The sequence below is a fragment of the Desulfovirgula thermocuniculi DSM 16036 genome (genome assembly GCF_000429345.1).
Lineage (GTDB): Bacteria > Bacillota > Desulfotomaculia > Desulfotomaculales > Desulfovirgulaceae > Desulfovirgula > Desulfovirgula thermocuniculi.
This window is the reverse complement of record NZ_AUBR01000001.1, coordinates 23,235-45,099: the sequence shown is the minus strand read 5'-3', so window position 1 is coordinate 45,099 and position 21,865 is coordinate 23,235. Positions and strand designations below refer to the sequence as shown.

Annotated in this window: 33 protein-coding genes; 4 read left to right on the top strand and 29 right to left on the bottom strand. The window is 64.6% G+C overall.

All coding sequences use genetic code 11. The annotated features are described in order from the left end of the window. Positions 1 to 81 precede the first annotated feature (81 nt). Positions 82 to 762 carry a L,D-transpeptidase family protein gene (locus G454_RS17065; RefSeq protein ID WP_084413158.1) on the top strand — a complete coding sequence of 227 codons (681 nt, stop codon included), beginning with the start codon at positions 82 to 84 and terminating at the stop codon, positions 760 to 762. Here the strand turns inward: G454_RS17065 and G454_RS0100315 are convergent. From G454_RS0100315 to G454_RS0100295, 5 genes are all read right to left on the bottom strand, one after another. Next, positions 759 to 2,114: an APC family permease gene (locus G454_RS0100315; protein ID WP_211229876.1), complete on the bottom strand. Its 1,356-nt coding sequence runs from the start codon at positions 2,112 to 2,114 to the stop codon at positions 759 to 761. The genes G454_RS17065 and G454_RS0100315 overlap by 4 nt on opposite strands. Further along, positions 2,107 to 2,460 (bottom strand): SCP2 sterol-binding domain-containing protein, encoded by a 354-nt coding sequence (locus G454_RS0100310; RefSeq protein ID WP_027716969.1) that lies wholly within the window; start codon positions 2,458 to 2,460, stop codon positions 2,107 to 2,109. Before G454_RS0100310 ends, G454_RS0100315 begins: the two co-directional genes overlap by 8 nt. 20 nt (positions 2,461 to 2,480) lie before the next feature. Then, on the bottom strand, positions 2,481 to 3,392 hold the full coding sequence (locus G454_RS0100305) for a hypothetical protein (RefSeq protein WP_027716968.1): 912 nt from the start codon (positions 3,390 to 3,392) through the stop codon (positions 2,481 to 2,483). Between the two features lie 407 nt (positions 3,393 to 3,799). After that, entirely contained in the window at positions 3,800 to 4,186 is a 387-nt protein-coding gene (locus tag G454_RS0100300; protein ID WP_027716967.1) for a hypothetical protein, read from the bottom strand. Positions 4,187 to 4,243: 57 nt separating this feature from the next. Then, complete coding sequence (locus tag G454_RS0100295) at positions 4,244 to 4,915, bottom strand: zinc dependent phospholipase C family protein (RefSeq protein ID WP_027716966.1); 672 nt, start codon at positions 4,913 to 4,915, stop codon at positions 4,244 to 4,246. Positions 4,916 to 5,337: 422 nt separating this feature from the next. Here G454_RS0100295 and G454_RS0100290 point away from each other — a divergent pair, with 422 nt between their 5' ends. After that, the gene (locus tag G454_RS0100290; RefSeq protein WP_027716965.1) at positions 5,338 to 5,583 is read left to right on the top strand and encodes a hypothetical protein; all 246 of its coding nucleotides are present in this window, start codon (positions 5,338 to 5,340) and stop codon (positions 5,581 to 5,583) included. 65 nt (positions 5,584 to 5,648) lie between these two features. Here G454_RS0100290 and G454_RS0100285 read toward each other — a convergent pair whose 3' ends face one another. From G454_RS0100285 to G454_RS22520, 4 genes are all read right to left on the bottom strand, one after another. Beyond that, positions 5,649 to 6,512, bottom strand: coding sequence for a CBS domain-containing protein (locus G454_RS0100285; RefSeq protein ID WP_027716964.1), 864 nt, complete (start codon positions 6,510 to 6,512; stop codon positions 5,649 to 5,651). Beyond that, entirely contained in the window at positions 6,513 to 6,884 is a 372-nt protein-coding gene (locus G454_RS0100280) for a hypothetical protein (protein WP_027716963.1), read from the bottom strand. 55 nt (positions 6,885 to 6,939) lie between these two features. Next, positions 6,940 to 7,461 carry a hypothetical protein gene (locus G454_RS0100275; RefSeq protein WP_027716962.1) on the bottom strand — a complete coding sequence of 174 codons (522 nt, stop codon included), beginning with the start codon at positions 7,459 to 7,461 and terminating at the stop codon, positions 6,940 to 6,942. A 115-nt stretch (positions 7,462 to 7,576) separates the two neighbouring features. Continuing rightward, on the bottom strand, positions 7,577 to 7,708 hold the full coding sequence (locus G454_RS22520; protein ID WP_281168420.1) for a hypothetical protein: 132 nt from the start codon (positions 7,706 to 7,708) through the stop codon (positions 7,577 to 7,579). 236 nt (positions 7,709 to 7,944) lie between these two features. Between G454_RS22520 and G454_RS0100265 the strand changes: the two genes are divergently transcribed. Next, positions 7,945 to 9,069, top strand: coding sequence for a PQQ-binding-like beta-propeller repeat protein (locus tag G454_RS0100265; protein WP_027716961.1), 1,125 nt, complete (start codon positions 7,945 to 7,947; stop codon positions 9,067 to 9,069). Between the two features lie 2 nt (positions 9,070 to 9,071). Continuing rightward, a complete protein-coding gene (locus G454_RS0100260) occupies positions 9,072 to 10,376 on the top strand; it encodes an S-layer homology domain-containing protein (protein WP_027716960.1) in 1,305 nt (434 codons plus the stop codon). 418 nt (positions 10,377 to 10,794) lie between these two features. On the opposite strand, the gene G454_RS0100250 is transcribed toward G454_RS0100260, so the two are convergent. The 20 genes from G454_RS0100250 to G454_RS22225 all read right to left on the bottom strand — a co-directional run bounded on the left by G454_RS0100250 (position 10,795) and on the right by G454_RS22225 (position 21,746). Further along, positions 10,795 to 11,946 carry a tyrosine-type recombinase/integrase gene (locus tag G454_RS0100250; RefSeq protein WP_027716959.1) on the bottom strand — a complete coding sequence of 384 codons (1,152 nt, stop codon included), beginning with the start codon at positions 11,944 to 11,946 and terminating at the stop codon, positions 10,795 to 10,797. Positions 11,947 to 12,012: 66 nt separating this feature from the next. Then, positions 12,013 to 12,225, bottom strand: a complete 213-nt coding sequence (locus tag G454_RS0100245) for a helix-turn-helix domain-containing protein (RefSeq protein ID WP_084413156.1) — start codon at positions 12,223 to 12,225, stop codon at positions 12,013 to 12,015. 242 nt (positions 12,226 to 12,467) lie between these two features. Further along, the gene (locus tag G454_RS0100240; RefSeq protein ID WP_027716957.1) at positions 12,468 to 12,743 is read right to left on the bottom strand and encodes a hypothetical protein; all 276 of its coding nucleotides are present in this window, start codon (positions 12,741 to 12,743) and stop codon (positions 12,468 to 12,470) included. A gap of 203 nt (positions 12,744 to 12,946) precedes the next feature. Continuing rightward, positions 12,947 to 14,308 carry a hypothetical protein gene (locus tag G454_RS0100235; protein ID WP_156896599.1) on the bottom strand — a complete coding sequence of 454 codons (1,362 nt, stop codon included), beginning with the start codon at positions 14,306 to 14,308 and terminating at the stop codon, positions 12,947 to 12,949. Between the two features lie 92 nt (positions 14,309 to 14,400). Beyond that, on the bottom strand, positions 14,401 to 14,637 hold the full coding sequence (locus G454_RS17055; protein WP_051275721.1) for a hypothetical protein: 237 nt from the start codon (positions 14,635 to 14,637) through the stop codon (positions 14,401 to 14,403). Between the two features lie 94 nt (positions 14,638 to 14,731). After that, positions 14,732 to 15,064: a CopG family antitoxin gene (locus G454_RS0100225; protein ID WP_245574255.1), complete on the bottom strand. Its 333-nt coding sequence runs from the start codon at positions 15,062 to 15,064 to the stop codon at positions 14,732 to 14,734. Then, complete coding sequence (locus G454_RS0100220) at positions 15,057 to 15,329, bottom strand: BrnT family toxin (RefSeq protein WP_035106240.1); 273 nt, start codon at positions 15,327 to 15,329, stop codon at positions 15,057 to 15,059. The genes G454_RS0100225 and G454_RS0100220 overlap by 8 nt, the downstream gene beginning before the upstream one ends. 20 nt (positions 15,330 to 15,349) lie before the next feature. Then, positions 15,350 to 15,598: a hypothetical protein gene (locus tag G454_RS0100215; RefSeq protein ID WP_027716953.1), complete on the bottom strand. Its 249-nt coding sequence runs from the start codon at positions 15,596 to 15,598 to the stop codon at positions 15,350 to 15,352. After that, positions 15,576 to 15,833, bottom strand: coding sequence for a hypothetical protein (locus tag G454_RS0100210; protein WP_027716952.1), 258 nt, complete (start codon positions 15,831 to 15,833; stop codon positions 15,576 to 15,578). The genes G454_RS0100215 and G454_RS0100210 overlap by 23 nt, the downstream gene beginning before the upstream one ends. Beyond that, complete coding sequence (locus tag G454_RS0100205) at positions 15,823 to 16,029, bottom strand: hypothetical protein (RefSeq protein WP_027716951.1); 207 nt, start codon at positions 16,027 to 16,029, stop codon at positions 15,823 to 15,825. Before G454_RS0100205 ends, G454_RS0100210 begins: the two co-directional genes overlap by 11 nt. 140 nt (positions 16,030 to 16,169) lie before the next feature. Further along, positions 16,170 to 16,460 carry a DUF2442 domain-containing protein gene (locus G454_RS0100200; RefSeq protein WP_027716950.1) on the bottom strand — a complete coding sequence of 97 codons (291 nt, stop codon included), beginning with the start codon at positions 16,458 to 16,460 and terminating at the stop codon, positions 16,170 to 16,172. Between the two features lie 27 nt (positions 16,461 to 16,487). Then, complete coding sequence (locus G454_RS20140) at positions 16,488 to 16,850, bottom strand: hypothetical protein (RefSeq protein WP_211229874.1); 363 nt, start codon at positions 16,848 to 16,850, stop codon at positions 16,488 to 16,490. A gap of 62 nt (positions 16,851 to 16,912) precedes the next feature. Then, positions 16,913 to 17,041 carry a hypothetical protein gene (locus G454_RS22515; RefSeq protein ID WP_281168419.1) on the bottom strand — a complete coding sequence of 43 codons (129 nt, stop codon included), beginning with the start codon at positions 17,039 to 17,041 and terminating at the stop codon, positions 16,913 to 16,915. Then, complete coding sequence (locus tag G454_RS0100185) at positions 17,041 to 17,841, bottom strand: hypothetical protein (protein ID WP_027716949.1); 801 nt, start codon at positions 17,839 to 17,841, stop codon at positions 17,041 to 17,043. The genes G454_RS22515 and G454_RS0100185 overlap by 1 nt, the downstream gene beginning before the upstream one ends. Before the next feature lie 102 nt (positions 17,842 to 17,943). After that, positions 17,944 to 18,138 carry a hypothetical protein gene (locus tag G454_RS0100180; protein WP_027716948.1) on the bottom strand — a complete coding sequence of 65 codons (195 nt, stop codon included), beginning with the start codon at positions 18,136 to 18,138 and terminating at the stop codon, positions 17,944 to 17,946. A 199-nt stretch (positions 18,139 to 18,337) separates the two neighbouring features. Further along, positions 18,338 to 18,823 carry a hypothetical protein gene (locus tag G454_RS0100170; RefSeq protein ID WP_156896597.1) on the bottom strand — a complete coding sequence of 162 codons (486 nt, stop codon included), beginning with the start codon at positions 18,821 to 18,823 and terminating at the stop codon, positions 18,338 to 18,340. Between the two features lie 112 nt (positions 18,824 to 18,935). Further along, complete coding sequence (locus G454_RS0100165) at positions 18,936 to 19,391, bottom strand: hypothetical protein (RefSeq protein WP_027716946.1); 456 nt, start codon at positions 19,389 to 19,391, stop codon at positions 18,936 to 18,938. Between the two features lie 697 nt (positions 19,392 to 20,088). Continuing rightward, positions 20,089 to 20,424, bottom strand: a complete 336-nt coding sequence (locus G454_RS0100155; RefSeq protein WP_027716945.1) for a hypothetical protein — start codon at positions 20,422 to 20,424, stop codon at positions 20,089 to 20,091. After that, positions 20,403 to 20,912, bottom strand: coding sequence for a hypothetical protein (locus G454_RS17045; protein ID WP_051275719.1), 510 nt, complete (start codon positions 20,910 to 20,912; stop codon positions 20,403 to 20,405). The genes G454_RS0100155 and G454_RS17045 overlap by 22 nt, the downstream gene beginning before the upstream one ends. A gap of 15 nt (positions 20,913 to 20,927) precedes the next feature. Further along, positions 20,928 to 21,746 (bottom strand): RNA-binding protein S1, encoded by an 819-nt coding sequence (locus tag G454_RS22225; RefSeq protein ID WP_027716944.1) that lies wholly within the window; start codon positions 21,744 to 21,746, stop codon positions 20,928 to 20,930. Between the last annotated feature and the right edge of the window lie 119 nt (positions 21,747 to 21,865).

The following is a 21,865-nucleotide window of genomic DNA, read 5'->3' as shown; positions in this document are numbered from 1 at the left end:
TGAAAGGTGGAAATCCTGCCGTTACATAAAAAGGGGAGCGAATACAGATAATTCTTAAAAACGCTTTACAGGGGGTGCACCATGCGCCGCAAGGCAGCCCTGATGTGCCTCCTGGCGATCACCCTCTGGGTGGCCGCCGCCCGCCCGGCGGGCGCCAACCCGCCCCGCTGCAAGTGCCAGGAGGGGACGTCCCAGGATGTTAGCCTGCTTGTCGACACCGACCGGTGCAAACTGGTGGTCTTTGCCGACCGGGAACCCTACCGCCAGTATCCCGTGGCCGTGGGCAGGCCCGAGTCTCCCACGCCCGTGGGATACTTTCAGGTGGTGCGCAAGGCCAGGGACTGGGGAGCGGGGTTCGGCTCGCGCTTTCTTGAGCTAAACGTCCCCTGGGGCACCTACGGCATCCACGGCACCAACAAGCCCTGGACCATCGGCAGCTACGCCAGCCAGGGGTGCATCCGCATGCACAACCGGGATGTGGAAGAAATCTTCCCCTGGGTGGCCGAGGGTACCCCCGTGGTGATCATCGGCAACCCCTTCACCTACCGCCATCCCCCTTTCCGCGAGCTGCGCCGGGACTTCTGCGGCTCCGACGTGATGGAGGTACAGCGCACCCTGCAGAGGCTGGGGCTGTTTGGCGGGCAGGTGGACGGTACCTGGCGCCATGACATGGAGGAAAGCGTCTACCGCTTCCGGGCCCAAAACGGCCTCTCCCGGGATAACGTCATTGACGAGGCGGCCTACCGCGCGCTGGGTTTCTAGGGCAGGGCGCCGGGCCTGGGTGATGACTGCCGGCGGCGGGAGCGGCGCTCGCGCCGGTATTTCTCTTTTAGCGCGGGCACCACATGGCGGACGTAAAGCCAGGTTAGCGCAAGGCCGGCCAGGAGGTACAGCCCCACCGCGGGGTTGACCAGCACCACCGCCCCCAAAAGGCCCAGGAACACCGCCGCGGTGAGGGCGGGGACAAAAAGCCCGCCCCTTACGGTGTAACCGCAGGCGGCGGGCTCCTTTCTCCGCAGGGCCACCACCGCCAGGGCGGCCAGAACGTAAACCAGCGACTCCATGGCCGCCGCCAGGTTGACGATGGTGAGGTAGCAGCCCGTTAAAAGCACCCCCACGGAAGCGCTCACGCCGATTACAAAGACGGTGAGCACGGCCACCCAGGGAGTAAAGAAGCGCATGCTTACCCGGGAGAAGACCGGCGGCAGGACGCACTCCCTGGCCGAAGCGTAGATAAAGCGGGAAACGCTGATCAGCCCGGCATTAAAGGTGGTGGCGGAGGCAGCCAGGGAAAGCCCCACCATTGCCCACACCCCTGCCGGCCCCAGGGCGTGGCGGGCAAAGAGCATGTGCGGCACGGGCGAGGAGAGTAGCTCTTCCCGTGGGACGACAACCGTCATGGCCACGGTAAAGACGGCGTAGACGAGGCTCAAGAGCCCCACGGCCAAAAGCATCCCCCGCGAGACGAGGCGCGTGTGCACCACCTCCTCGGCCAGGGGAGCAGCCCACTCAAAGCCCACAAAAAGAAAAATGCCCACGGCCACGGCGTTAATGAAGGAGGCGGGGCCGCCGGTGGCCAGGGGCGCCTGCAGCGCAAAGCCCCTCTGGGCCAGGGCCGCCAGGCCCAGCGCCACCAGGGCCACCATCATGCCGTAGGTAATGAGGTCCTGAAAGTTGCCGGCAATCTTGATGCCGCGTATGTTGAGGCCCGTCACCAGGACGTAAACGATCATTATCCAGGCCAGGGGCGGCACGAAGGGCACGGCAAAGGTAAGGCTCTGGGCCAGCACGTAGCTCTCCGCCCCCACCACCCCCAGCACCACGGCCATATAAAGCAGGGAGACGACCAGGGCCACCCTCTCCCCGAAGGCGCGGGCAAAGTAAAGGCGGATGCCCGCCGCCGAGGGATAGCGAGCGTTGAGCTCGGAAAAACAGGCCGCCGCCCCGAAGCATAAGAGCCCGCTGGTGAAGATGGCCAGCCAGGCCGCGTCCCCGGCCAAAAAGCCCGCCACCTGCACGGCGGCCACAAAAGTGGAGCTGGCCAGGGTGAGCCCGGCGCTGGTGGCCACCACGGTGCGCAGCGTGAGAACCCTTTTCAGCTGCAACCTATTCACCCCAGATCATGAGGGAGATGAAGTCCAAGCGCACGATGTCGTCCTCGGAGCCGATGATCTTCAAGGTGCCATTCATGTACGGCTCCGTGGGGGTGATGTCGCCGTAAAAGAGGTCGGTTAGCGTTTCGCTGTCGGCAATAACCACCAGGTCCGGCCTGGGCGGCGCCCCCTCCCGCACCGAAAGCTCCCCGCCCCGCAGTTCCAGGGTGTGCCGGGAGGGAATGTCGCTGGCCTCAATCAAAATCACCCGGTCCCAGTCACGGTTCATTTGCTTCAAGCGCTCGTTCTTGTTATAGCTTTCCTGAAAGGCCAGAAGGCTGGCGGTGATCTCCTCGTGGGTGGCCAACTTATGTCAACCTCCGTGCGCTACTGTAAAGGCACCAGGCGCGGCTTGAAGTCCAGGCGCTTTAGGCATTCCAGGTACTCCTCCGGCGTGATCTCCTCCCAGGGCTTTTGCAGGATGGTCACCAGCACTGCCTCGATGACGTTGGTGCCGAAGCTCCGCCCGGCAAACTCCGGGGTGGTGGTCACCAGGTAGCCAGCACCTTTTTCCTTTAAGAAGGCCACGTCCTCGGGGGTGGTGGTGTTGGTGATGATCACCTGGCCGTTTAGCCGGGGCATGTAGCGGCGCATGAGGTGGAAGTCCCCGGCAATCACCTGGGCCTCCTGGTAAAAGTGGCCGAACTTCCTGACCTTTTCCTCATCCTGGGTCTCCTGCTTCTTGCCCGTGGGGTAGAGCATGTGAAAGGGCAGCTTGACCATCTCCGGCAGGATCTTCCTGGCCAGCTCCTCCAGCTCCTGCATGGAGCGGATGGGGTAGGGTATGCCGGCGGAAAAAATTAAATCCCCGAAGGTGAGGTCGCAGCCCAGCTCACTCAGCGCCTCGGCCATGCCGAAGCGGTCCACGGCGCTCACCATGAGCACCTTTGTCCCCGGCGCAAGGAAATCCGTGTGCTCCCGCAAATAGTACACGGTCTCCCGCTCCAGGGTGTTCTTCAAGCCGCTGCCGTCCACCACCGGGGTGTGCCTGACCGCCTGCATCAGCTTCAGGCCGTCCTGCACCACGTAGCGGGTCTTCCCGGCGTAGAGGTAAACGTCAATGCCCCCCAGGCCAATGGCGTCTACCTTGCCGTCAAGCTCCTGGAGCAGCCGGACGGCCCGTTCAAAGTCGCCGTCCGTGCCGCGGCGGCTGATCTCAAAAAGCTCCCCCAGGAGCTCTACCTCCACGCGGTGGTCCCGGCGGGAAGAGCCCAGGCTTACGCTGACAACCCGCTTCAAAAGAAAAAACCCCCGTTTCCGGTTGATTTTATACACACTCCATTGTAACCAAAAGGCACCAAAAATACAAGGGCAGAACAAACGTGGTCTGGCTTCCGCTCGCTCCATTCACCTCGCGGACCAAACTAGCGCTCAGGCTCATGCTCCGGCGGGGCCCCCGGCCTATTCGGCATCCATGCCTCAGAGGCCGGCCTCGGCCATCCAGGGCCTCGGCCCCGCCTCCGCTATTCGCCTTCGCTAAGTTTGGTTTCCGCTCGGCTCAAGCGACGAGCAATTTTGCCAAGTCAAGTTTTTCGTTGTACGAGACACTTTCCGGGGCAAAATTGCTCGTCGTCGCTCGCTTTTGAGCCAGACCACGTACCCGAGCTAGGGACAACCAAACGATATCCCCATCCACCTTACTTCGCCTACACCGTGGCGCCGTGCCTCTTGAGAATCTCCACCGCCCGCTCGACACCCTCTTCTCCGGTGACCACCGTGACCAAAAAAGCGTGGCCGCCCGCCGTGCCGTAGCCAACCGCGCCGTAGCCGCTGGCCGAAGGGTCAGCCGCCCGCAGCACGCGGAAATCCCCTCCGGCGGCCCCTGTGGAGTACAGGGTCAGGCCGCTGACCGTCTGGCCCATCCCCGCCAGGGGGTAATCGATTTCCGCGTCCTCCTCTACCCCGAAGCGGGAGACGCGGTCCAGGCTGACGGCGGTGTAGCCGGCGGCTTTGAGCTCCTCCACCGCCCGCCGGGCCCTGCCGCTGGAGGGAAAGTAGGCGAGTATAGACCGCTCGCCGGGAGAAAGCTTCATGGACGAAATCACCCCGGGCTTTATTATCCGCCTGCCCGGGGCGCCGCATACGCAACTTCAGGCACCCGCCAGGCGGCAAAAAAAGAGCAGGAACCCTGCCGTGGACCGCTGGGCCCGCGGCAGGAGCACTTCCGTCGCCCGGTGGTAGCCCTCCCTGCCGGCCTGGGAGTTGACCAGCGCGTAGTATTCCCGCGCCACCCGGGCGTTGGCCACCACCCACTCCGCGGGCGTGTTCCCCAGGTGGTATATGCCCCCCTCGCTGACCCGGTAGCGCTCCTTCCTGGCCTTGACCCACCTCTCGTAATCAAGGTGCCCGTCAAAAAGCTGGCAGCAGGCGTGGTGGGGCACGCAGGCATCCTGCACCAGGTGTACCGCCGCGCCGAGCATGAAAAAGGCCCGGGGCAGCTTTCCCTGCTGCCAGAAGCAAAGGGCCTTTTTAAAATACTGCTCGCATTTTACGGCCGCGTTGGCCCGGGGGAAGACCCCCGCCCCCCGTTCCGGGTCAAAGTGGTGGGTGGTGCTGCGCAGGCCGCGGTCGGCCCAGACGACGCCCTTGTTTAAAAACTTCATAAAACGCTCCACCAGCCGGGCGCAGGCCTCATACCCGTCGTTAAAAAGAATTTCCTTCCCCTGCTCGTTGCAGAAAACGTGGGTGTCGCTGGCCCCCAGTATCTGCACGGGCAAGGGCACGGAAAAAAGATAGCGGGATGCCGCCAGCACCGGCTGCATGAACTTGGGTACAGGCATGCCCTTCAGTCCTTTTGCTTAAAAGCTCGGCACCAAAACACCCGGCCAAAAGAGACCGGCAAAACTCATTATTCTCCCCGGCAAAATGAAAACCCTCTTACCATAAAATAACACCGCCCCCGCGCGGCGGCAAAAAGTATTGAGAAATTTTTCACATGACCGTTGCCACGGGGAAATTTCTCGTATAAAATAAAAGCAATAGTATAAGCCGGAGCAATAGCGTGGATAAGCGGGGGCAATAGCCGCAAAAGTAAGAAAACGCCCTTTGCCCACCTCGTGAAATGGCGAACTTTGCACAGGCGCCGGTAGACCGGCTTTTATGGCCGCCCGGCGGCAGGTCGTTTCCGGGGCAAGCCACTAGGCCGTATAATTACCACCAACCGGCAACTGCAGGAGGGAAACGCATGTCCGTAGCGCAAAACATCAAGCTCATCGCCCAGGCGGGGATTAAGGCCACACCGATCCCGGGCACCGCCAAGTACCACATCCAGTTCCAGGACGGCAGCAGCGTCTTCATCGGCGAGCACGCCTTTTTTGCGCTTTTAAACTCCAACCTGGGAGCGGAGGGCATAATAAAAGCCCTGCAGGAGCTTAAAACGACCCCCGCAAAGCCGTTTCCAGGCCACGCGGCAAAATACGTTACCGGCTGATTTATGCCGCATAAGTACCCCCGGTCCCTGAAAAGCCCTGCACAATATGCCTGTTAACCGGGTGACTAGCCGGCTTCCCCCAACTCCACCCATCCGGCGGTAACCACGGCGCGTTTCTCCCTCTTGGCTTTGGTGGAGGCCAGGCTGGCCAGGTTGATGAGATCGCGCACGCAGCCGTCTCCCCCGGCGGCCCCGCGCGCCTGAACGCGCCTGCCCCCGGCCACGCCTGCCGAGGCCGTTATCTTAATGCCGTTTGGCCACTCGCACCTTTCCAGGGCCTTGATCAGGCGAAAGGCAAGCTGCCGTGCCTCCTCCAGCCTGCGCGAGGTGACGATGGCAAACTCGTCCCCCGCGTAGCGGCAGAGGAAGTCCACCTCCTCATCCACCTGCTCCTTAAAGACGCCGGCCACCCGCTGCAGGATCTCGTCCCCCACCACGTGGCCGTACTCCTTGTCGATGGCCCCGAAGTTGTCCAGGTCGATGAAGATGACGGCAATTTCCCTGCCGCCGCCGAGCAGCTCCGCCGCCTTGTGCTGCAGGAACTCGGCCCGGTGCAGGCCTGTCAGGGTATCTACGTGCTTGCCGATCTCCGCGTACAGCTGGGACTTGGTAATCACCCCCACCGGGCGGCCCTGGCTCACCACCACCAGGCGCTCGATGCCGTGCTGCTCCATGAGTTCCTTGGCCCGCCAGAAGGAGCACTCGGGAGGGATGGTCACCACCTCCCTGGTCATGGCGTCGGCCACCAGGCGGTTGGGGTGGGAAGAGCGCACGTCGCGGGAGGTGATGATCCCCACCAGGCGGCCATCCTCCACCACCGGCAGGCCGCCGATCTTCAGCCGGTTCATGGTGGCCGCCGCCTTCCCCACGCTCTCCCAGGGGCTAATGGTGATCAGGTTCTTGTTCAGGATGTCCCCCACGCACACCACCTACAGGTCCACCGCCCTTTTCACCTGGATGATCACGCTTACCTGCGCCTTGATGACCACGTACTCCGAAGCCACCCGGGAAGCCTCCTCCAGGAGGATGGGCACCAGCTTTTCCTGGGGCATGAAGGTTAAAAGCGACTTGCGCAGCACCACCGCCTCGAAGATGCGGTGGTCCAGGTGCAGGATCACGTACTGGTCCGGGGTGAGGGCGTCCACCATGCGCCTGACGGCTTCGGGACCGATGGGGGCCTTCCTGCCCACCAGGAGCACGTCCTGCATGGGCGGGATCTCAAACTCGGCCATCTTAATGGAAAGCTCGGCCTTGCGGGATACCCCGTGGGGCTCGTCAGGGGAGGATTTTGCGGCGTGCACTAAACTCTTTCCCTCCTGAAGCTGGTTGGGGTATAACAATTTACCCTGTTATACATTAAATACCCCTTTTCCTCCTCGCGTTAACAACCTGAGAACAAAAATGTTTCCTCCGGCGGCAAGATCTCCCGGTTCCTGCCGTCAGAGCCCGGCAGAGGGCCAGGTTCACCCCCTCGTTGGCCAAAATAACCGCCAGCTCCCCCCTGCTCGGCCAGGGGCCGCGGGGGGTGTATTCCCCGCACACGTCCACCCCCACCACGCGGTAGTGCCTTTTCAGCCACAGCAGGCAGCTCACCAGGGAGGGAAGGGCCAGGCGCCCGCTCCCCCAGTCGGTAACCGCCTCCCTCAGGGCATCCTTATCGACGGAAACATAGACGCGGGGGGTGGAAATGAGCCCGGCCAGGACGGCGGGATTGCAGGGGGCGTAAACCAGCTTTGGTAGGGTAAGCTTTTCCTGCGAGCCCACCAAGATAATGCGCGCCACTTTGGGCAGGGCCGCCACGTCCCTCAGCCAGGAGCCGCAGGAAACGTAGCCATGCGGGGCCTGGTGGCAGTCGGCGTGCCGGTCGAAAACCACCACGGTCAGCGGCTCCGTCGCGTAGCGGCAGATGCGGTGGTAGGCAAGGTGATGCAGGCTGTTGCTCCCCCAGAAGGTTACGCCCGGGGGCAGGCTTTTGAGTACCCCGCCGGTGCCCTCAAAAAAAGGGGCGCGGAGACAGCACTTTTAACCCCCGCTCGCCCAGCGATACCTCCACCCGGCATATCCCCCGCAGGCGCCTTTGCCAGACCAGAGTGCTGTCGGTGTGCACCAGGCTCACCACTCCCATCCGGCAAAACCCCCCGCTAATTATTTTACAACAATACATAAATATAAGGTCCCCTCTTTTCCCAATGGGAACCCCTTTCATCCTCCCGCTACCGCCTTCGGCAACCCCGCCCTCCCAACCGCCGAATTTTCTTGTCCCAAGGTAGGGTCTTTGCGCGGCAGAAGAAAAGGGCTAAAATGATGGGGAAAGCGCCTGCGGGACAACCCGCACGGGCAAGGAGGGGGCAAACAGGCAGGATGCCTTCGGTGCGGGCAAAGCTCTACCTGTTGAGCGCGCTCCTGGTATGGCTGGCCTGGTCGGCCGGCCACCAGCCGACGGCAGCCGGGCAGGACGGCTCGTACACCGTTTTGTGGCAGCAGCCCGTGGGCAAGGCCGCCCTGCCGCCGGCCGTAAGCCCCTGGGGGGACATTTACTTGGTTACCGGCAGCGGCCTCCTCCGCCTGGACGGGCGGGGCCGGACGCTCTGGGAGTTCCGTACGCCGGAGAAGCCTACCGGCGCGCCGGTATTTTTCGCCGACGGCAGCGCCTTTATAGCCACCGGCAGGGGCCTGTATGAGGTCAAGCCCTTTGGCCGGGCCGGCTGGAGCTTTAACATCGTCTGCGGCGAAAAGGGCGGGCCGGCCGCCCCCAACCTGGTGCAGGGCCCCGGCGACCTCTTTTACCTGGTGGCGGGCCTGAGCCTCTACGCCGTGGAGCCGCGGCGCAATCTGGTGTGGTACGTCGGGGAGGCCGGTGAACCGGTTGCCGTTGACGCCGGCAGCCGCCACGTCTTTCTCGCCCGCCACCGGAAAGGTGCCGGCACCACCGTGGTCGCCCTGGATGCCGCAGGCCGGGTGCTGTGGGAGCAGGGGCTGCCGGAACAAAAGGAGATCTACCTGGCCCCCGACAACAACGGGGAGCGCCTGTATGCCGCCGGCGTGCCCAAAACTTTCGACAGGCTTAACAAAGCCTCCGTGTACGCCTTTGAGGCCGCCACGGGCAAAATTCTCTGGTGCAGGAAATTCAACCACCGGGAAGTGAGTAAAGTAACCGTGGGCCCGGAGGGCTCCCTGTACTTGGTGGCCGGTAAGCGTTACCTCTACGTCCTGGACCCCGCCACCGGGCAGGAGGTCTTCTCAACGGCCCTGGGGGAACTCTCCGGCGCCGCCCCCGCCGTGGACGGGCCGGGAACGGTGTACGTCCCCGGCAAGGAGCGCCTCTACGCCTTGAACCGCCACACCGGCCGGCTCCTGTGGGAGGCCGCGTTTGAGGGCGGCATTCCGCATACCCCTGCCCTGGGCACCGACGGCCTCACGGTTTACTTTGTCAACGGCAGGGGTACGCTGTTTGCCCTGCAGACCAACCGTTACGGGGTCGAGTAAAAATGCGCGTGCTGCTGGCGGCTTTGGCCATTGCCGCGGCCTCAACGACCTTATTCCCCCGGCCTGCCCCGGCTGCCTGGGGCGACGGCCTGTTTCCCGACGCCGCCGCCCACTGGGCCGCCGAACCCCTAAATTTCTTGGGCGCCCTGGATATCATCCGCGGCTACCCGGACGGGAAGTGCCGCCCGGAGGGGCCCCTTACCGCGCTGGAGGCCGTGCTGCTCCTGCTGCGGGCGGCGGAATACGGCGGGGGCAAAGCTGCCGGGCCGGCGCTCAATGTGCCCGTGCCCCGGGAAGCCGCCTGGGCGCAGAAGGACCTGGCCCTCGCCGTGCAGGTCGGCATCCTCACCGCCGACGAACTGCGCCCGGAAATCCTCCTGGAGCCCGCACCCCGCTACCTGGTCTGGGTCTTCCTGGCCCGCGCCCTGAAAGTGCCCCTGGACAACGGAGCGACCCTGGAGTTTAAGGATGCCGGCGAAGTGCCCCCCGGTGCCCTTCCTGCCGCCGCCACCCTCGTGCGGCTGCGGCTAATCAAAGGCTTCCCCGGCGGGTTCTTGCGCCCCCTGCAGGCGGTCACCCGCGCCGAGATGGCTGCCCTGTTGGCCAGGATGGTGGAAGAGGGCTGGCTGAACCCTGCCCCCGCGCGCCGCCTGGAAGGGTGGGTGCAGGCCGTCAAGGCGGGAGGCCCCGCCCGCTACGCGGTGACGCTCTGCACGCCGGCCGGCGGCGCCGCCGACTACTTCCTGGCCGGCAATGTCGCCGTTTTCAACGCCCCTTTGCCGAGCCCCTATGCCCTGTACAACCTCCACGTCAAGGCGGTCTTAAACGGGCGCGGGGAGCTGGCCTTCCTCAAGGCCGGAGAGCCGCGCCTTGCCGGGCAGCTGAGCATCAAGACCGGCACCGTAGAAAAGGTGGTCAAGGGGGCAAATCCGCAGGTGGTCATCCGGGACTTGAGCCACGAGCTGTGCACCTACACCGCCGGCTGGGCCACGGCGGTGCCCCGGGGGCTGTTCTCCCTTAAAGAGCGGCAGTGGGTAAAGGTGGCCCTGGCGGAGCAAACGCTCTGGAGCATCGAGCCCCTGGAGGTAAAAAGGGTCACGGGGCGCATAGCGCAAATTGACGGGGTCAAGCTCTACCTGGACAAGGAAGACAAAAACCTGGGGAGGGTCTTTCTCCACTGGCAGCGGGCGCGCCTCTCCGATAAAAACGGCCTGCCCTACAGCGGCAGCAACGCCTTAGGGCCGGGCTGCAAGGTGGAAATAACCTGCCTGGACTGGGACAAGCTCCTGGAGATAAAGATCCTCTAGCGCGAAGCGTCGCAAGGAGCCCGCCCGACGGGCGAACTTCCGGCGGGTACGCCGTCATCCGGCGGGCAAGGGCAAAAATCACGCCGGTTTCTTTCCCGGCGGGATTTCCAGGGCGTAACCGGCAAAAGTCGGGGAGTGGCTGCTGGCCAACACCTGGCCCGTCTCTCCTTTGACCTGGCCTTTACCTATGACCGGCACTTTACCCAGTACGGGCTGCGCACCCAGGAGGATATTCTGACCCCAGGAAAAATTTGATTGCTCTCTCTCCCAGAACTGCAGGAATCAGGGTTTTCTTAGCCCCGCGCGGCGCTCCATCAGGGCCCGCACCTTTGGGTGCTGGCCCCGGAACCCTTGTTTTTGCTGGCCTGCGGGGTTTGACCTTCCCTGACCTGCCGACATCTGCCGACGCGGGAGGGGCCTACCGCCTGTTCCCGCTGCCCTTCGTGCGAAACAGCTCTTCCAACACCCGCACCGCTTCTCTCTGGGTGTCGGGCAGGACGTGGGAGTAGGTGTCCAGGGTTATGCTGACGCTGGAGTGGCCCAGGCGCTCTGCCACGACTTTCGGGTGGATCCCCTTCCTCAGCAGGAGAGTGGCGTGGGTGTGTCGAAGATCGTGGAAGCGGATGGGCTTTACCCCTGCTTTTTTCACCAGGCGGTTGAAGGCTTTTCTCACGTCCGAGTGGTAGAAGGGCGTGCCCTGGGACGTACAGAACACCAGGTCGTAGTCCTGCCACTCCGGGCCTTTCTTCAGGCGGGCTTCGGCCTGCTTCTTTTTGTGCTTCCGCAGGACTTCCACCGTGGCGGGGTCGAGGGGTATCTTCCGCCTGGCGGCCCTGGTCTTGGGCGTCTGGAAAACGACCCTTCCCTTCCCCATTGCCGACTTGTCCGCCAGGGTGCGCTTTACCTGGAGGTACCCGGCGTCCAGGTCTACATCTTCCCACTTCAGGCCCAGGAGTTCTCCCAGGCGCATCCCAGTGGTCAGGGCCAGCACAAAAACGGGGTAGTAGCCGGACTTCTTTGCCACCTCCAGGAACCTCGTCGCCTCTTCTTCCGTCCACACCTGCAGCTCCCTGGTCTCTTTCCGCGGGACCTTTACGCCCTCCGCCGGGTTTTTGGCCAGCAGCCCCCACTCCACGGCCCGCCGCAGGGCGGCCCGAAGCACGTTGTACATTTCCCGCACCGTTTTCGGGGCGGACTCCCGAAAGAACCCTGCCAGCGCTCTCTGCACGTCTGCCGGGGTCAGTTTTGCCAGGGGCACTTCGGCCAGTGGAGTCTGCTTCCACTTCTTCACCTTTACCCGGTAGGTGGCCACAGTAGAAGGTTTCAGTTCTGGCTCTACCGCTTCGATCCAGCGGTCCAGGTAGTCTCCCAGGGTTAGCCTGGCGGGCGCTTTACCCACTGCGCCCCCGTGGGCTTCGACTAAAAGCCTTGCTAACTCCGCCTCCGCGGCCTTCCTTGTCCCCTGCACAGTCACCCACTTTCTCCTGCGCTTCCCGGTCTCCGGGTCTCTGGGGAGTTCGATGACGACCTCCCAGGAGTTCTTGCCACGCCTCCTTATGGAACCTCTCAAGGAGCCTTTCCTCCTCCCGTGCTTTTTAGGCCAGCCTGCGGGAAGGAGGGGCCGGGTATAGCATTTCTACTCCCCGGCCCCGTCCTCCTTCCTGCCCAGGCCCGCCATCTCCAGGATCTTGGCCTTGGGTATCCTGATGAAGCTGCCCAGCCGCACGCTCGGGATGATGCCCTGGCGCACGTACTCGTAGGCCGTGGTGCGCTTCAGGCGGAGGACGCGGGCAGCCTCCTCCACGGTCAGGAAAGCTGGCAGGGCCTCGATCTCCCGCTCGGTCAGCACGGCAAATCACCTCCCCGAAAAAAGAAAAAGGCCGGGCGAACTGCCCGGCCCTACGTCTTTCGACAAAATCCGCCCCTTGCTTCCGGGTGCGGGGGCGCGGTAAAATGACGTCGGGCGGTCAGTTTTTCCAAACGCTCTCCATTGGTTGCCGGAAGCCTTGCGGGGGCCTTTTGAGAGGCCCCCGCGGGCTTTCTCCGGTGGCCACGAAAGAGAAGAAGCCCGGCGGTTTTCTGGCCGGGCCTCTACCCGGCGGGCGCTTCCTCCGCTCCCTTCTTGGGGCCTTCCCCGGCGATCTTCACCATGCGGTTTCCCAGCTTCAGCCTGACCGCCCCGCGCGGGACATCGTACCAGGCGCCGGGGCCTTCCTCCCGCACGGGCTTTAAGCCCATCTTCTCCATGCGGGCCTTGACCTTCGGAGAAGCGGTGTACACCACGGCCCTCCCTTCCAGCTTATCCCACCGGATGATGGTCTCCTGCTCGGAGAGGGAAAGCCTCATCTCATCACGCTTCCCGGCCACTTTCTCCACCTCCTTCCCGCCAAAAACGTGGTCTGGAAGCAGGGGGCATTTCCGGGGACGTATTCTCAATCGTCTTCCGGTAACACCACCTGCGCCACATACCCACAGTGAAGCCTGAATATACCCTCCCTGGTTTTTGCCATAAAATTACAAGCCAGCAAAGCCGCATGAGTTCTGGCTTTGCGGGTTGGAAGGAAATGGGTCTAAAGCGTGACATTTGAGGGGTTAACCCCACTTTCTGCCCTCCGCCTCTCCCTCTCCCTGGCCTTCCTCTGGGCGGCCCGCTGGCGCTTCACCTTTTCTCCGCAGGCTTCGCAGTACGCCTGGCGGTTGCTCTTTGGGGCGAAGGGTTCCCCGCACTCCGCGCACGCCGAGAAGAGGGCCAGCGGTCGTGGCGAGGGTCTTTCCTCTTCGACCCTCTCTGCGGGGGCTGCCTTTTTCGGGCTGACACCCAGTTTCTTTTTCCCGGCCAGCTCCCGCACAAGCTCCTTTGGCCCGAGGAACTGCCACGCAAAAGTAGCTCCTCTGCGGGTGTAGGCGCACATCTCCCGCAGGCCCGCCTTCCTTGCCTCCTCCGCCCTGGCGGGGTCCTCCGTGTACAGGGCCCAAGTGTCGCCGTCGAACTCCCAGGCGTCGGTGCGCGGCCTGGCCTTTACTACCACCGGGGCTTCCTCCCCGGCCTCTTCCAGTGCCCGGGGCGCGGCGGGCGCTTCTGCTGCGGGCTTCTCCCTCCGGACCTTCAGTTCTTCCCACACTTTAAACCTGGCGGGCCACACGGCGTCCTCGAACCACCCGCACCGCTTGCCCAGGTAGAGCAGGCACTTGCCGTCCCGCTCCCAGCACCAGTCGCTCGCACCGGAAGGCCCTTCGGTGGAGAAGGCGTAGCACTCCAGGATTACTGCCCTCACGCGGTCATCGTGCAGGTTTTCCGGCGTGGGGTAGAAGGCTTCCCGCTGCTCCTTTTCCCGCCTGGCCTCCTGGGCGGCCACCTTCCGGCCTTCGGCGTCCGCTCCAACCCACGCGCCGCACGAAAGGCACAGGTACGCGGCCCCCTTCTCCGGCCTGTCGGTCACTACAGCGCCGCAGGAGGGGCACCGCAAACCCTGGCCCTCTCCTCCGGGGTCCACCACGCCGTCAGCGCCCACGCAATAAACCCGCAGGCACCGCGGGCAGGTGGTTAAGCCCGGAAGGGTCTGCCACGTGGATCCGCAATTGCACCTGACCTGGTGGAAGGGCGTCTTTTCCTCTGGTGGCTGCCACGTCACCTTTGGCAGGGGCGGGGGCTGCACCTGGACCTTGGGCCTGGAGGAGCAGGTCACGCCGCTGTCCAGGATGGCCCTTTCGATGGCCCTCTCCCGGTCGGGGTCCCACAGGCGGTTGGCGCTCCGCACGTAGAAGTCCCTGGTGGAGATCCCACACCCCATGCACCGGAAGGTGTCATAGTATGGGTCGTAGCCAAATATGCGCTCCTGCTTGCAGTGCGGGCAGTGCAGGGTCACAGGCGCCCTGGGGCTTGCGGCCTTCCCCATCTTGGGCTTGCGCTTCCTCGACCTCGCTTTGGCCACGAAAACCACTCCCCTTTCGCGGAAATTTCCCTCGAAAAACGAAAAGGCCCAGGCGGGATCTCGTAAAGCTCTCCCGCCTTGGGCCTCTCTTTTTACCGGGCCAAGGCTGCCAGCAGTTCTTCCCGCTGCCGCTCCTCGCAGTCGCGGCAACAGCAGCCGCGGAAGTAGCCGTGGCAGCCGACAAATCCCCAGCAGTCCGCATATGGGCCGATCTCGGAACAGTTTTCGCAGCCGATTGCAGACCCCCACCCCTCCCACAGCATCCACGGCTCTACCGGGACGCCGTGGAGGGCGGCAAACTCCCGGGCTACTTTATCCCTGTCCGCCACCTCGCTCACCTCCTCCCGGCGGCAGTGTTTTAAAAAAGCTGAAGGCCCGGCTTTAAAGCCTGGGCCTTCCGCAGCTCCCGGCGTCTTTTGTCTCCTACCCCCTGGCTTCCAGCTCCCTGCGTATTCCCTCAGCTATCCATGACCTCAGCAGGGTCTGGTAGGGGATGTCCTTCTTCCTGGCGATCTCCTTGGCCGCCTCTATCTGGGACACCCGCAGGCGCAGGGTCACGCGCTTGGTCTTGAGTTTGGCGGCAAGCTCCGGGTCAAGCTCTACAGGGTCATCGGGTGCCAGTACACCCCTCTCCATAGCCTCTGCAAAGCTGTGCTTGTCAAAAAACTCGGCGGCTTCTTCCTCGCTGGTAAACTCCGGTATTTCGTTGCCTTTGAACTCCGGTAATTCTTTCTTCCTGGCCATACGCTTATTCACCTCTCTCCCTCCGGTAGTAACGCCTTTCAGAGGCGCTCATGTCCCTGGCAGTGATCACGCGGACTACGTTGCCGGGCTTCAAAGCGAAGACGACGAAAAGGTAGCGCCCGGCATCTGTGCGCCCCATCGCCACCTTCAAGCCTGACCGGGCCTTGCGGATTAAAGGCCCGGTAAGAAAAACCTCCTCGACTTCCCCCGGCTTCACGTTGTGCCTGGCGATGTGGCCCACGTTGCGTGAATCCCACTCGAAACGCTTTACTCTCATCGACTGCACCCGCTCCCATTCTAAGCCTTCGTATTGCTCCTGTCAATACACCACTCCGGGCACTCCTCCCACCGGGCCAGCGGGGTGTGCGGGCCGTAGACTTTCCGCAGGCGGGCGAAGTCCTCGCGGGTCCGCCTGTAGCGGTAGCCCGCAAAGACTTCGCCGCCGGGCAACTTCAGGTAGGCCGCGTAGACCTGCTGGCCCCACACATCCTTTCCGGCGGGGACGTAGCGGTGGGTAGCGGTCTCATACGTTCTGGGTTTCGCCATTGCGCCTGCCCCCTTCCGCTACACCCAGTTTTTCCAGGGCCTCTTTTAGCCTTGCCGCGCAATCCGGGCAGAGGAAGCCCAGCATGTTTCCCTCCCGGTCGTAGGCGGCATGGGCCTTGATGCGCTCCCGGTTTCCCGCCCACTGGCGGGTAGGCTTCCTGCAGTACCCGCAGGCCCCCCAGCGGAAAAACCTGCGGGCGTCTTGGCCCCGGATGCAGACGGCCTCAATCCTCACACCGCGCACCCCCCTCCGCCGTGCCCTGCCAGAACGCCTGCCAGGCGCGCTCCAGGGCTTCTACCGCCTGCGCCCGCTGGCCTTCCGGCATGGCCGCCAGGGCGCGCACCAGGTCCTCTCCCGGTTTGCGCTCCCGGCGGGGCGGCAAATTCAGGGCGCGCTCAAGAGTTCTCTTCGGTATGCGTCTCATCCTCACGCGGCGGGCCTCTCCCCTCCGGCCCGCCTCCCTCCTTTCCGGGAAGTTTTTTCAGGGAAAAGGCGGGCCTGGGGAGAGTGGCCCGGAAAAGGGAAGCGCCCGGCTTTTACCAGGCGCTTCCGAAACTCACGTGACTCTGGCTACTCCCCAAACTCTTCCGGCAATCTCAGCGGGACGCTCCTGGCGTACAGCACGTCCGGGCATATGTCCGCCCCGTTGGGCCAGACCACCGTCCTCGCGTCGGGGTCGACCCTCACCTGCCGGAAAAAGGCGGGGTCTTTCAGCGGCTCAAACACAGGCCCCTCCAGGAAGGGCCGGAGGTTGGCCACGCGGTACTCCCCGTTCTCGAACTCCAAAATCAGGTAGTAGGGAGCCACCGGGTACGCGCTCCGCACTTCGTGGAGGACGCTCTCAACTCCGCCGCTCCGCATCGCCGTCACCTCTCTCTGCCATGCCCCTCAAGGCGCCCGGAGCTTCGGCAGAATGGGCACGAGCATGGCCAACGTGGTCCCCATCAGGGCGAGGGCAGTGAGAGCAATGCCTATGGTAGTCCACACGAGTGCCCTGACGCCCTTAAGCTCCTGCTTTAGTTCCTGCCGCAAGGAGCTTTCGGTGTCCTTCAGTTCCTTCCTGAGCGCTAAGATTTCCTGGCGCAGTTCCTGACGCAAGGCGCTTTCGGTGCCCTTGAGTTCCTGCCTCAGCTCCCGGATCTCCTGCCGGAGGTCGCGTAACTCTCCCTGCACCCAACTCCCGAGGAAGAACACCTCACCGGGCTGGCGGGCAGGGTACTCTTCTGACCTGTGCTCCTTCGCCTCGCTCACGGTACTCACCGCCCTTCACCTCCAGTTTACCCGTTCTACGCTGGAAAGGGAAGCGCCCGGCCTCAACTTTCCGGGCGCTCCCCTTCCTCTTCCTCCAGCCTTTCAGCGCACAGCTCGCAGTACACCCGCCCGCCGACCACTACCATGTCCCAGTTGACGGGCTTGCCGCAGAGGTTGCAGAACTCTACCATCAGGCAACCACCTCCACGGCTACCGCGTAGAGGCCCTTATCCAGGGCGCGGTACCGGGCTTTTACCCGTTTACCAACCGCGCCTTGCAGGGCTTTGGCGGCGCCGTTCTTGGCGTACAGCGCCACCTTTTGGCCCTGCGGGCCCTCGCACCAGGCGCGGACAACACCCGGGGAGTTCCCCGGTCTGGCCTCCAGCACCTTGAAGGTGCCCTCGGCCAGGCCCTGGGTGTTGTCCTGGCCCTGGGCGTTGGCCTGGGTTTCGGCGTTGGCCTGGCCCTGGGCGCTGGCATTGGCCTGGGCTTCGGGCTGGCCCTGGCCTTGGCCCTCCGCCTGGGCCTCGGCGGGTTCATCACCCTGCCCGGCCAAGCCCTGGGCGTAGGCCTCTAAGGCGGCGAGGGCCTCTTCCCGCATGCCCGCGTTAAGCAGCGCCGCTGCGAGGTCCGCCATCCGGCAGTCGCTGCGGTGCCTGCGGGAGACTTCCTCCATCCGGGCGTCGAGTTCCCGGACCCGGAGGCGCAGGCGGTCCGCCTCGGCCTTCAGGGCCTGGTAGTCCCCGTCGGCCTGGAGGCGGCGCTGTATTTCCGCCAGGCGGGCCTGCTCGTTCGGGTACAGGGGCTTGCCGTCCCCGTTGCGGGCGGCGGCCACCTCCCCGGCCACCTGCGCCTCGCGCTCCTTGATGGCATCCAGGGCGCGGTGGAGGGCGTCAGAAACCTCACCGCGCTCCAGGACTAGCCTCGCCGTCTCCGTGGGGGCGGAGGCTAAACGGACTGCTAACTCACGCAAAATTTCTTTCATTCTCACACGGGCGGACCCCCGGCAGGCCCGCCCTTTCACCCCCTTTGCCAAAAAATTTATTAGGGTCTTAGAGAGGCGGGCTGCCGGGTTTGCCCGCTTGAAAGCAAACTAGACTAGCTTCCCTAGTACCTCCGCGGCGCGGGCAACTACGGCTTTGAACTCATATGGTTGCACGTCGCCGCGGCGGCACAACTCCTCAAGCTCCTCCCGCACCCGGGCCAGCTCCTCTATCTCTTCGGGGTAGAGGAGCATGTACCCGGTGCTATCGCAAAAACTGATTACCTGATCTAAATCTAACTCCATCGCTACTCACCTCCCCAGTTTTTGAAACGAAAAGGCCCGGCCAGCAGGCTTTTTACGCCCGGAGGCCGGGCCTCTCTCTCGCTTCTTACAGGCCCAATACGGCGGCGATGGAGTTCCATGCCCAGATCCCCACGCCGCCATATAGGGCAATAACCAACAGTGCTATGGCCCAGGTGGGCACGGCCCGCGCACCCCCTTCCTAGGCCAACTCCGGGGCGGGGTACTCCCCCGCGGCCCGGAGCATCATGGCGTCCAGGGGGTGCAACCCCCGCCGCGCGACCCCGTCTTCGGCCCGCGCGTTGATCACCACGCGCAGGCGGTAGCGCGCCACGGGGTACATATCAACGACGGAGGGCGTGGGCAGCTTCGCCGCCTCCTCCTCCGCCTCCCGGGCGGCCTCTTTGGCCGCCCCGGGGAAGGCGTTGAAGGGCACCAGCAGGGCGGGGTCGGTGGCCCCGCAACCGCAAGTGCCGTCCTGGGCCAGCACCAGGCCGCACCGGCGGCAGTACACCGCCGGGGCCTGGGCGTACAGCCCTACTCTGGCCTGCCGCGCGGCCCTCCCCAAGAGGCCGTTCACCCGGTAGGGTTTCAGGGCCTCCTGCTGGAGGGCCTGCTCTGTCGCCGCCGCCAGGTGGGGCCTCAAAGCCTCCAGGACGGCCCCTTCCACCATAACTCTGGTCGCCACCACTCACGGCCGCGAGACCCCCTGCCCGGACGGGGATCCCGCGGCCTCCCACCTCCTTTACCAAAATTTTGGTGAGAGGCTTCGGGTCCCCGCCTCCGGGCAGGCGGGGGTTTTAACGCAGTTCCCAGAGACGATCGCGCAACTCGAAAATTACCCGGTCCAGGTGGCCCCACAGCCTTTTAGGGGCCTTGGTGTGCCTGTAGTGGACCGTCTTCCAGAACACCTCCAGGAGGGACAGCCGCCTTGCCGCCTCGGGCTTAACCCCGCCGGAGGCAAGCCAGCAGGTACCCTCAAGCACCCAGGCTGCCAGGTACGCCAGGCCGAACGCGGCGGCCAGCGCCATGCCCGCGAGAGATATGGCCATCGGGATGACGCTAAGCAGAAATCCCCACCACGGCCCCGCTCCCTCGAACCAGCGCATCCTGGCAGGAGAGCCGTGCCAACCAAACTCCCACAGCGCCTGGGCGGCCCTCCCTGCGGCCTCTTTTATGGCCGCAAAAACGAGGGCCGTCTCCGCGAACCAGGGCCGCTTGTAGTCCTCCGGCCCTGGTTCGAGCCTGTCGCTCACAACCGCAACACTCCTCACAACCGCGCGGGGCAGGGCACGTGTCCGGCCCGGGCCTGCCCCGCAAAATCACCCCTTTCTTCCTTCGGGATTTTTTTGCGGGGCTTACGGCCCCTGACATTCCCCGCGCGGCACGCCGGACCTGCCGCGCCGGTGGCAGCTTAAGCGGCCACCCTGCACCTGATTGCCAGCGCGAGCCACAGTCCAAAACGGACTGCGGCGACGGCAAGGGTGAGGGCCGCCATCTTGATTAGGACTGCTGCCATGTCCTCCGGCGCGGCCCTCTCCCCCGCCGCGCCGCTTCACCCCCTTTCCCTTGGGTGTCGAACGGCGCGGCGGGCGGGAGAGGGATGGCCCGCCGATTAGAGACGAAAAAGGGACGCGCAAAAAGGCGTCCCTTCGTCTCCTCGCTTTAGTCGGTTGTCCGCCCCGGCACTTGGCAGTGCTAGGGCCTCTTAAGGCTAGCACGCCGGACAGCCTTACTGTCCGGCCTCGGCCCGCACGGCGGGCGTTCCGGCACGCTTCCCCGAAGCCGGGGAAGCCTCGGCCGCGGTGTCGCGGCAAAACGGCACGCTCCCTAGGTGGGAGCCTCGGCGCTCGAAGCGCAAAGGGAAAGAGGGCTTCACCCATGTGTTATGTTAACACATCCCTCCGGGACAAGTCAAGCAAAAATTTTGGGCCGGGGGTTTTCCCGGCCCTTCTAGCTGAAAAGCCCGCTAGCGGAAGCGAGTTTCATCGCCGCGGGCCATGCCCAACGGTAAAGCGCCCAGCACGCCAGGGCCACCCCCGCCAGCGCCGCGTAGCCGCGGACGGGCTCCTCGTGGTTCCCGCAGCCGTGCGCCGCCGCCCTGGGCACCGCCATTGCCAGCAACAGCGGCCAGGGCACCAGGGAAAAGGCAGCCCGCGCTGATTCCGGCGTCCTGGCCAGGGCTGCCGCGGCAAGCGCAGCGGCGAGGGCGTACAGGGCGGGCACGGCACAGGACACTACGCCGAACACCAGGGAGCCCACGAACGCTACCGCCTTCTGTACAAACATTCTTTCAGCCTCCTTTCGGGCAGGTCCTTGGCAAAGACCCACAGTTCCGCCCCCGGCGGCGGGGGGACGTCCCCGAGGCACACCGCCAGGCAACCATTCGGCACGCTACCGCTGCCCCGCCAGACCACCACCTGGAAGCTCCTACCAGAAGGGAAAACCGCCCTGTTGCCTTCCAGCCTCGCCCCCGCTTCAAGCAGTCGCGCGGCGAGCCAGCCCAGTGCGCTGCGCTCCCGGTATTCCTCCACCGTGGCGGGGGGCTTCGCCGAGGCCGGGCACCAGAATGGGTCATGGTTTGGCATCCAGCAGCGCCTGGCGAAGCCCGCGCCGCGCAAAATACGCAGGGAGTCCCTGTAGTGGCGGGGGAAAAGCAGGGCCACGGCCCCCTCCGGCGCGCCGCGGCAGGACTCAAGGAAGTCCAGCACCGCGAGGGCATTGGAGGAAAAGACCGCGCCCTGCTCCTTTTCGGGGTCGCAACTCACGAAGGGCACGCTTCCCACCTCCCGCTAGGCCAGGAGGCCCCTCACGCGCAGGTGGAGCTTGCGCCTGGCCGGGTCGAAGTTGGAGACCACGCAGGCCACGCGCTGGCCCCGGCGCAGGCTGCCCTTCAGCGGCGGGGGCGCTATACCCACCACGCCGGGCCTGACCTCCACGAAGAGGACGCCCGGGGCCTGGCGTACCACCGTCCCGGCAACTACCTCGCCGCGGCGGTAGACCAGGCCGCCCCAGGGGTCGGGCTCGGCGTCCACGACGGACACCCTCACTTCTCCCGCCTGCCTGTTTACCGCGAGGACTTTGGCCTTGACCGCCTGGCCGGGCTTGAATAAATCGCCCAACCGCGCCACCTCGCTCCTCGTTGCCCTGGCGCGGGGCACCTCGGCCATGAGGCCACCGCCCACGTCGAGCACCAGGCGGGCGGGCCTGCCGGACACGGGGTCGCGCGGTAGCACGGCCCGCACTACAGCGTCTACCACTTGACCCTCCTCCAGGGACGCCAGCACCCTCTCCCTGGCGTCGGCTAAGGCCTCCCTCCTGGAGCAGGCTGCCACGCGGTTCTCGCGGTCGAGGCCCTTCACCTTGACGAAGATCCTCTGGCCCACGAAGCGGGCCATCAGGGCCTTGTCGTCAAGGCCGCTCTCGCTGGCGGGCACGACGCCCGTGACGCCGGGCAACTCCGGGAAGGAGACCTCCCAGACCGGGCCAGCGAGGGTGTCCGGGTAAGACACCTTCTCCACCTGGGCCTCCAAAATCAAGCCCCGCTCCTTGGCGAAGAACAAGAACTCGAAGGGATCCGCCTGCTGGACAAAGCCTTCTGGCTTGAGCATACGCTATCCCCCCTCTCTCGCATTTTTTGCCCTTTGCCCGGCGGCGGACTCCCCCGCCAGAACACCCGCCGCCGGGAAAGGCTCCCAAAAAAAGAAAGGCGCGGGCTTCTCGGTCTGCC

Excerpts from the sequence above, each read along its gene's own strand:
- G454_RS17065 (WP_084413158.1), top strand. The coding sequence starts at position 82 with ATGCGCCGCAAGGCAGCCCTGATGTGCCTCCTGGCGATCACCCTCTGG.
- G454_RS0100300 (WP_027716967.1), bottom strand. The coding sequence starts at position 4,186 with ATGAAGCTTTCTCCCGGCGAGCGGTCTATACTCGCCTACTTTCCCTCC.
- G454_RS0100295 (WP_027716966.1), bottom strand. The coding sequence starts at position 4,915 with ATGCAGCCGGTGCTGGCGGCATCCCGCTATCTTTTTTCCGTGCCCTTG.
- G454_RS0100290 (WP_027716965.1), top strand. The coding sequence starts at position 5,338 with ATGTCCGTAGCGCAAAACATCAAGCTCATCGCCCAGGCGGGGATTAAG.
- G454_RS22520 (WP_281168420.1), bottom strand. The coding sequence starts at position 7,708 with ATGGGAGTGGTGAGCCTGGTGCACACCGACAGCACTCTGGTCTGGCAA.
- G454_RS0100265 (WP_027716961.1), top strand. The coding sequence starts at position 7,945 with ATGCCTTCGGTGCGGGCAAAGCTCTACCTGTTGAGCGCGCTCCTGGTA.
- G454_RS0100260 (WP_027716960.1), top strand. The coding sequence starts at position 9,072 with ATGCGCGTGCTGCTGGCGGCTTTGGCCATTGCCGCGGCCTCAACGACC.
- G454_RS0100220 (WP_035106240.1), bottom strand. The coding sequence starts at position 15,329 with ATGAGAGTAAAGCGTTTCGAGTGGGATTCACGCAACGTGGGCCACATC.
- G454_RS0100215 (WP_027716953.1), bottom strand. The coding sequence starts at position 15,598 with ATGGCGAAACCCAGAACGTATGAGACCGCTACCCACCGCTACGTCCCC.
- G454_RS0100200 (WP_027716950.1), bottom strand. The coding sequence starts at position 16,460 with ATGCGGAGCGGCGGAGTTGAGAGCGTCCTCCACGAAGTGCGGAGCGCG.
- G454_RS22515 (WP_281168419.1), bottom strand. The coding sequence starts at position 17,041 with ATGGTAGAGTTCTGCAACCTCTGCGGCAAGCCCGTCAACTGGGACATG.
- G454_RS0100180 (WP_027716948.1), bottom strand. The coding sequence starts at position 18,138 with ATGGAGTTAGATTTAGATCAGGTAATCAGTTTTTGCGATAGCACCGGG.
- G454_RS0100155 (WP_027716945.1), bottom strand. The coding sequence starts at position 20,424 with ATGTTTGTACAGAAGGCGGTAGCGTTCGTGGGCTCCCTGGTGTTCGGC.
- G454_RS22225 (WP_027716944.1), bottom strand. The coding sequence starts at position 21,746 with ATGCTCAAGCCAGAAGGCTTTGTCCAGCAGGCGGATCCCTTCGAGTTC.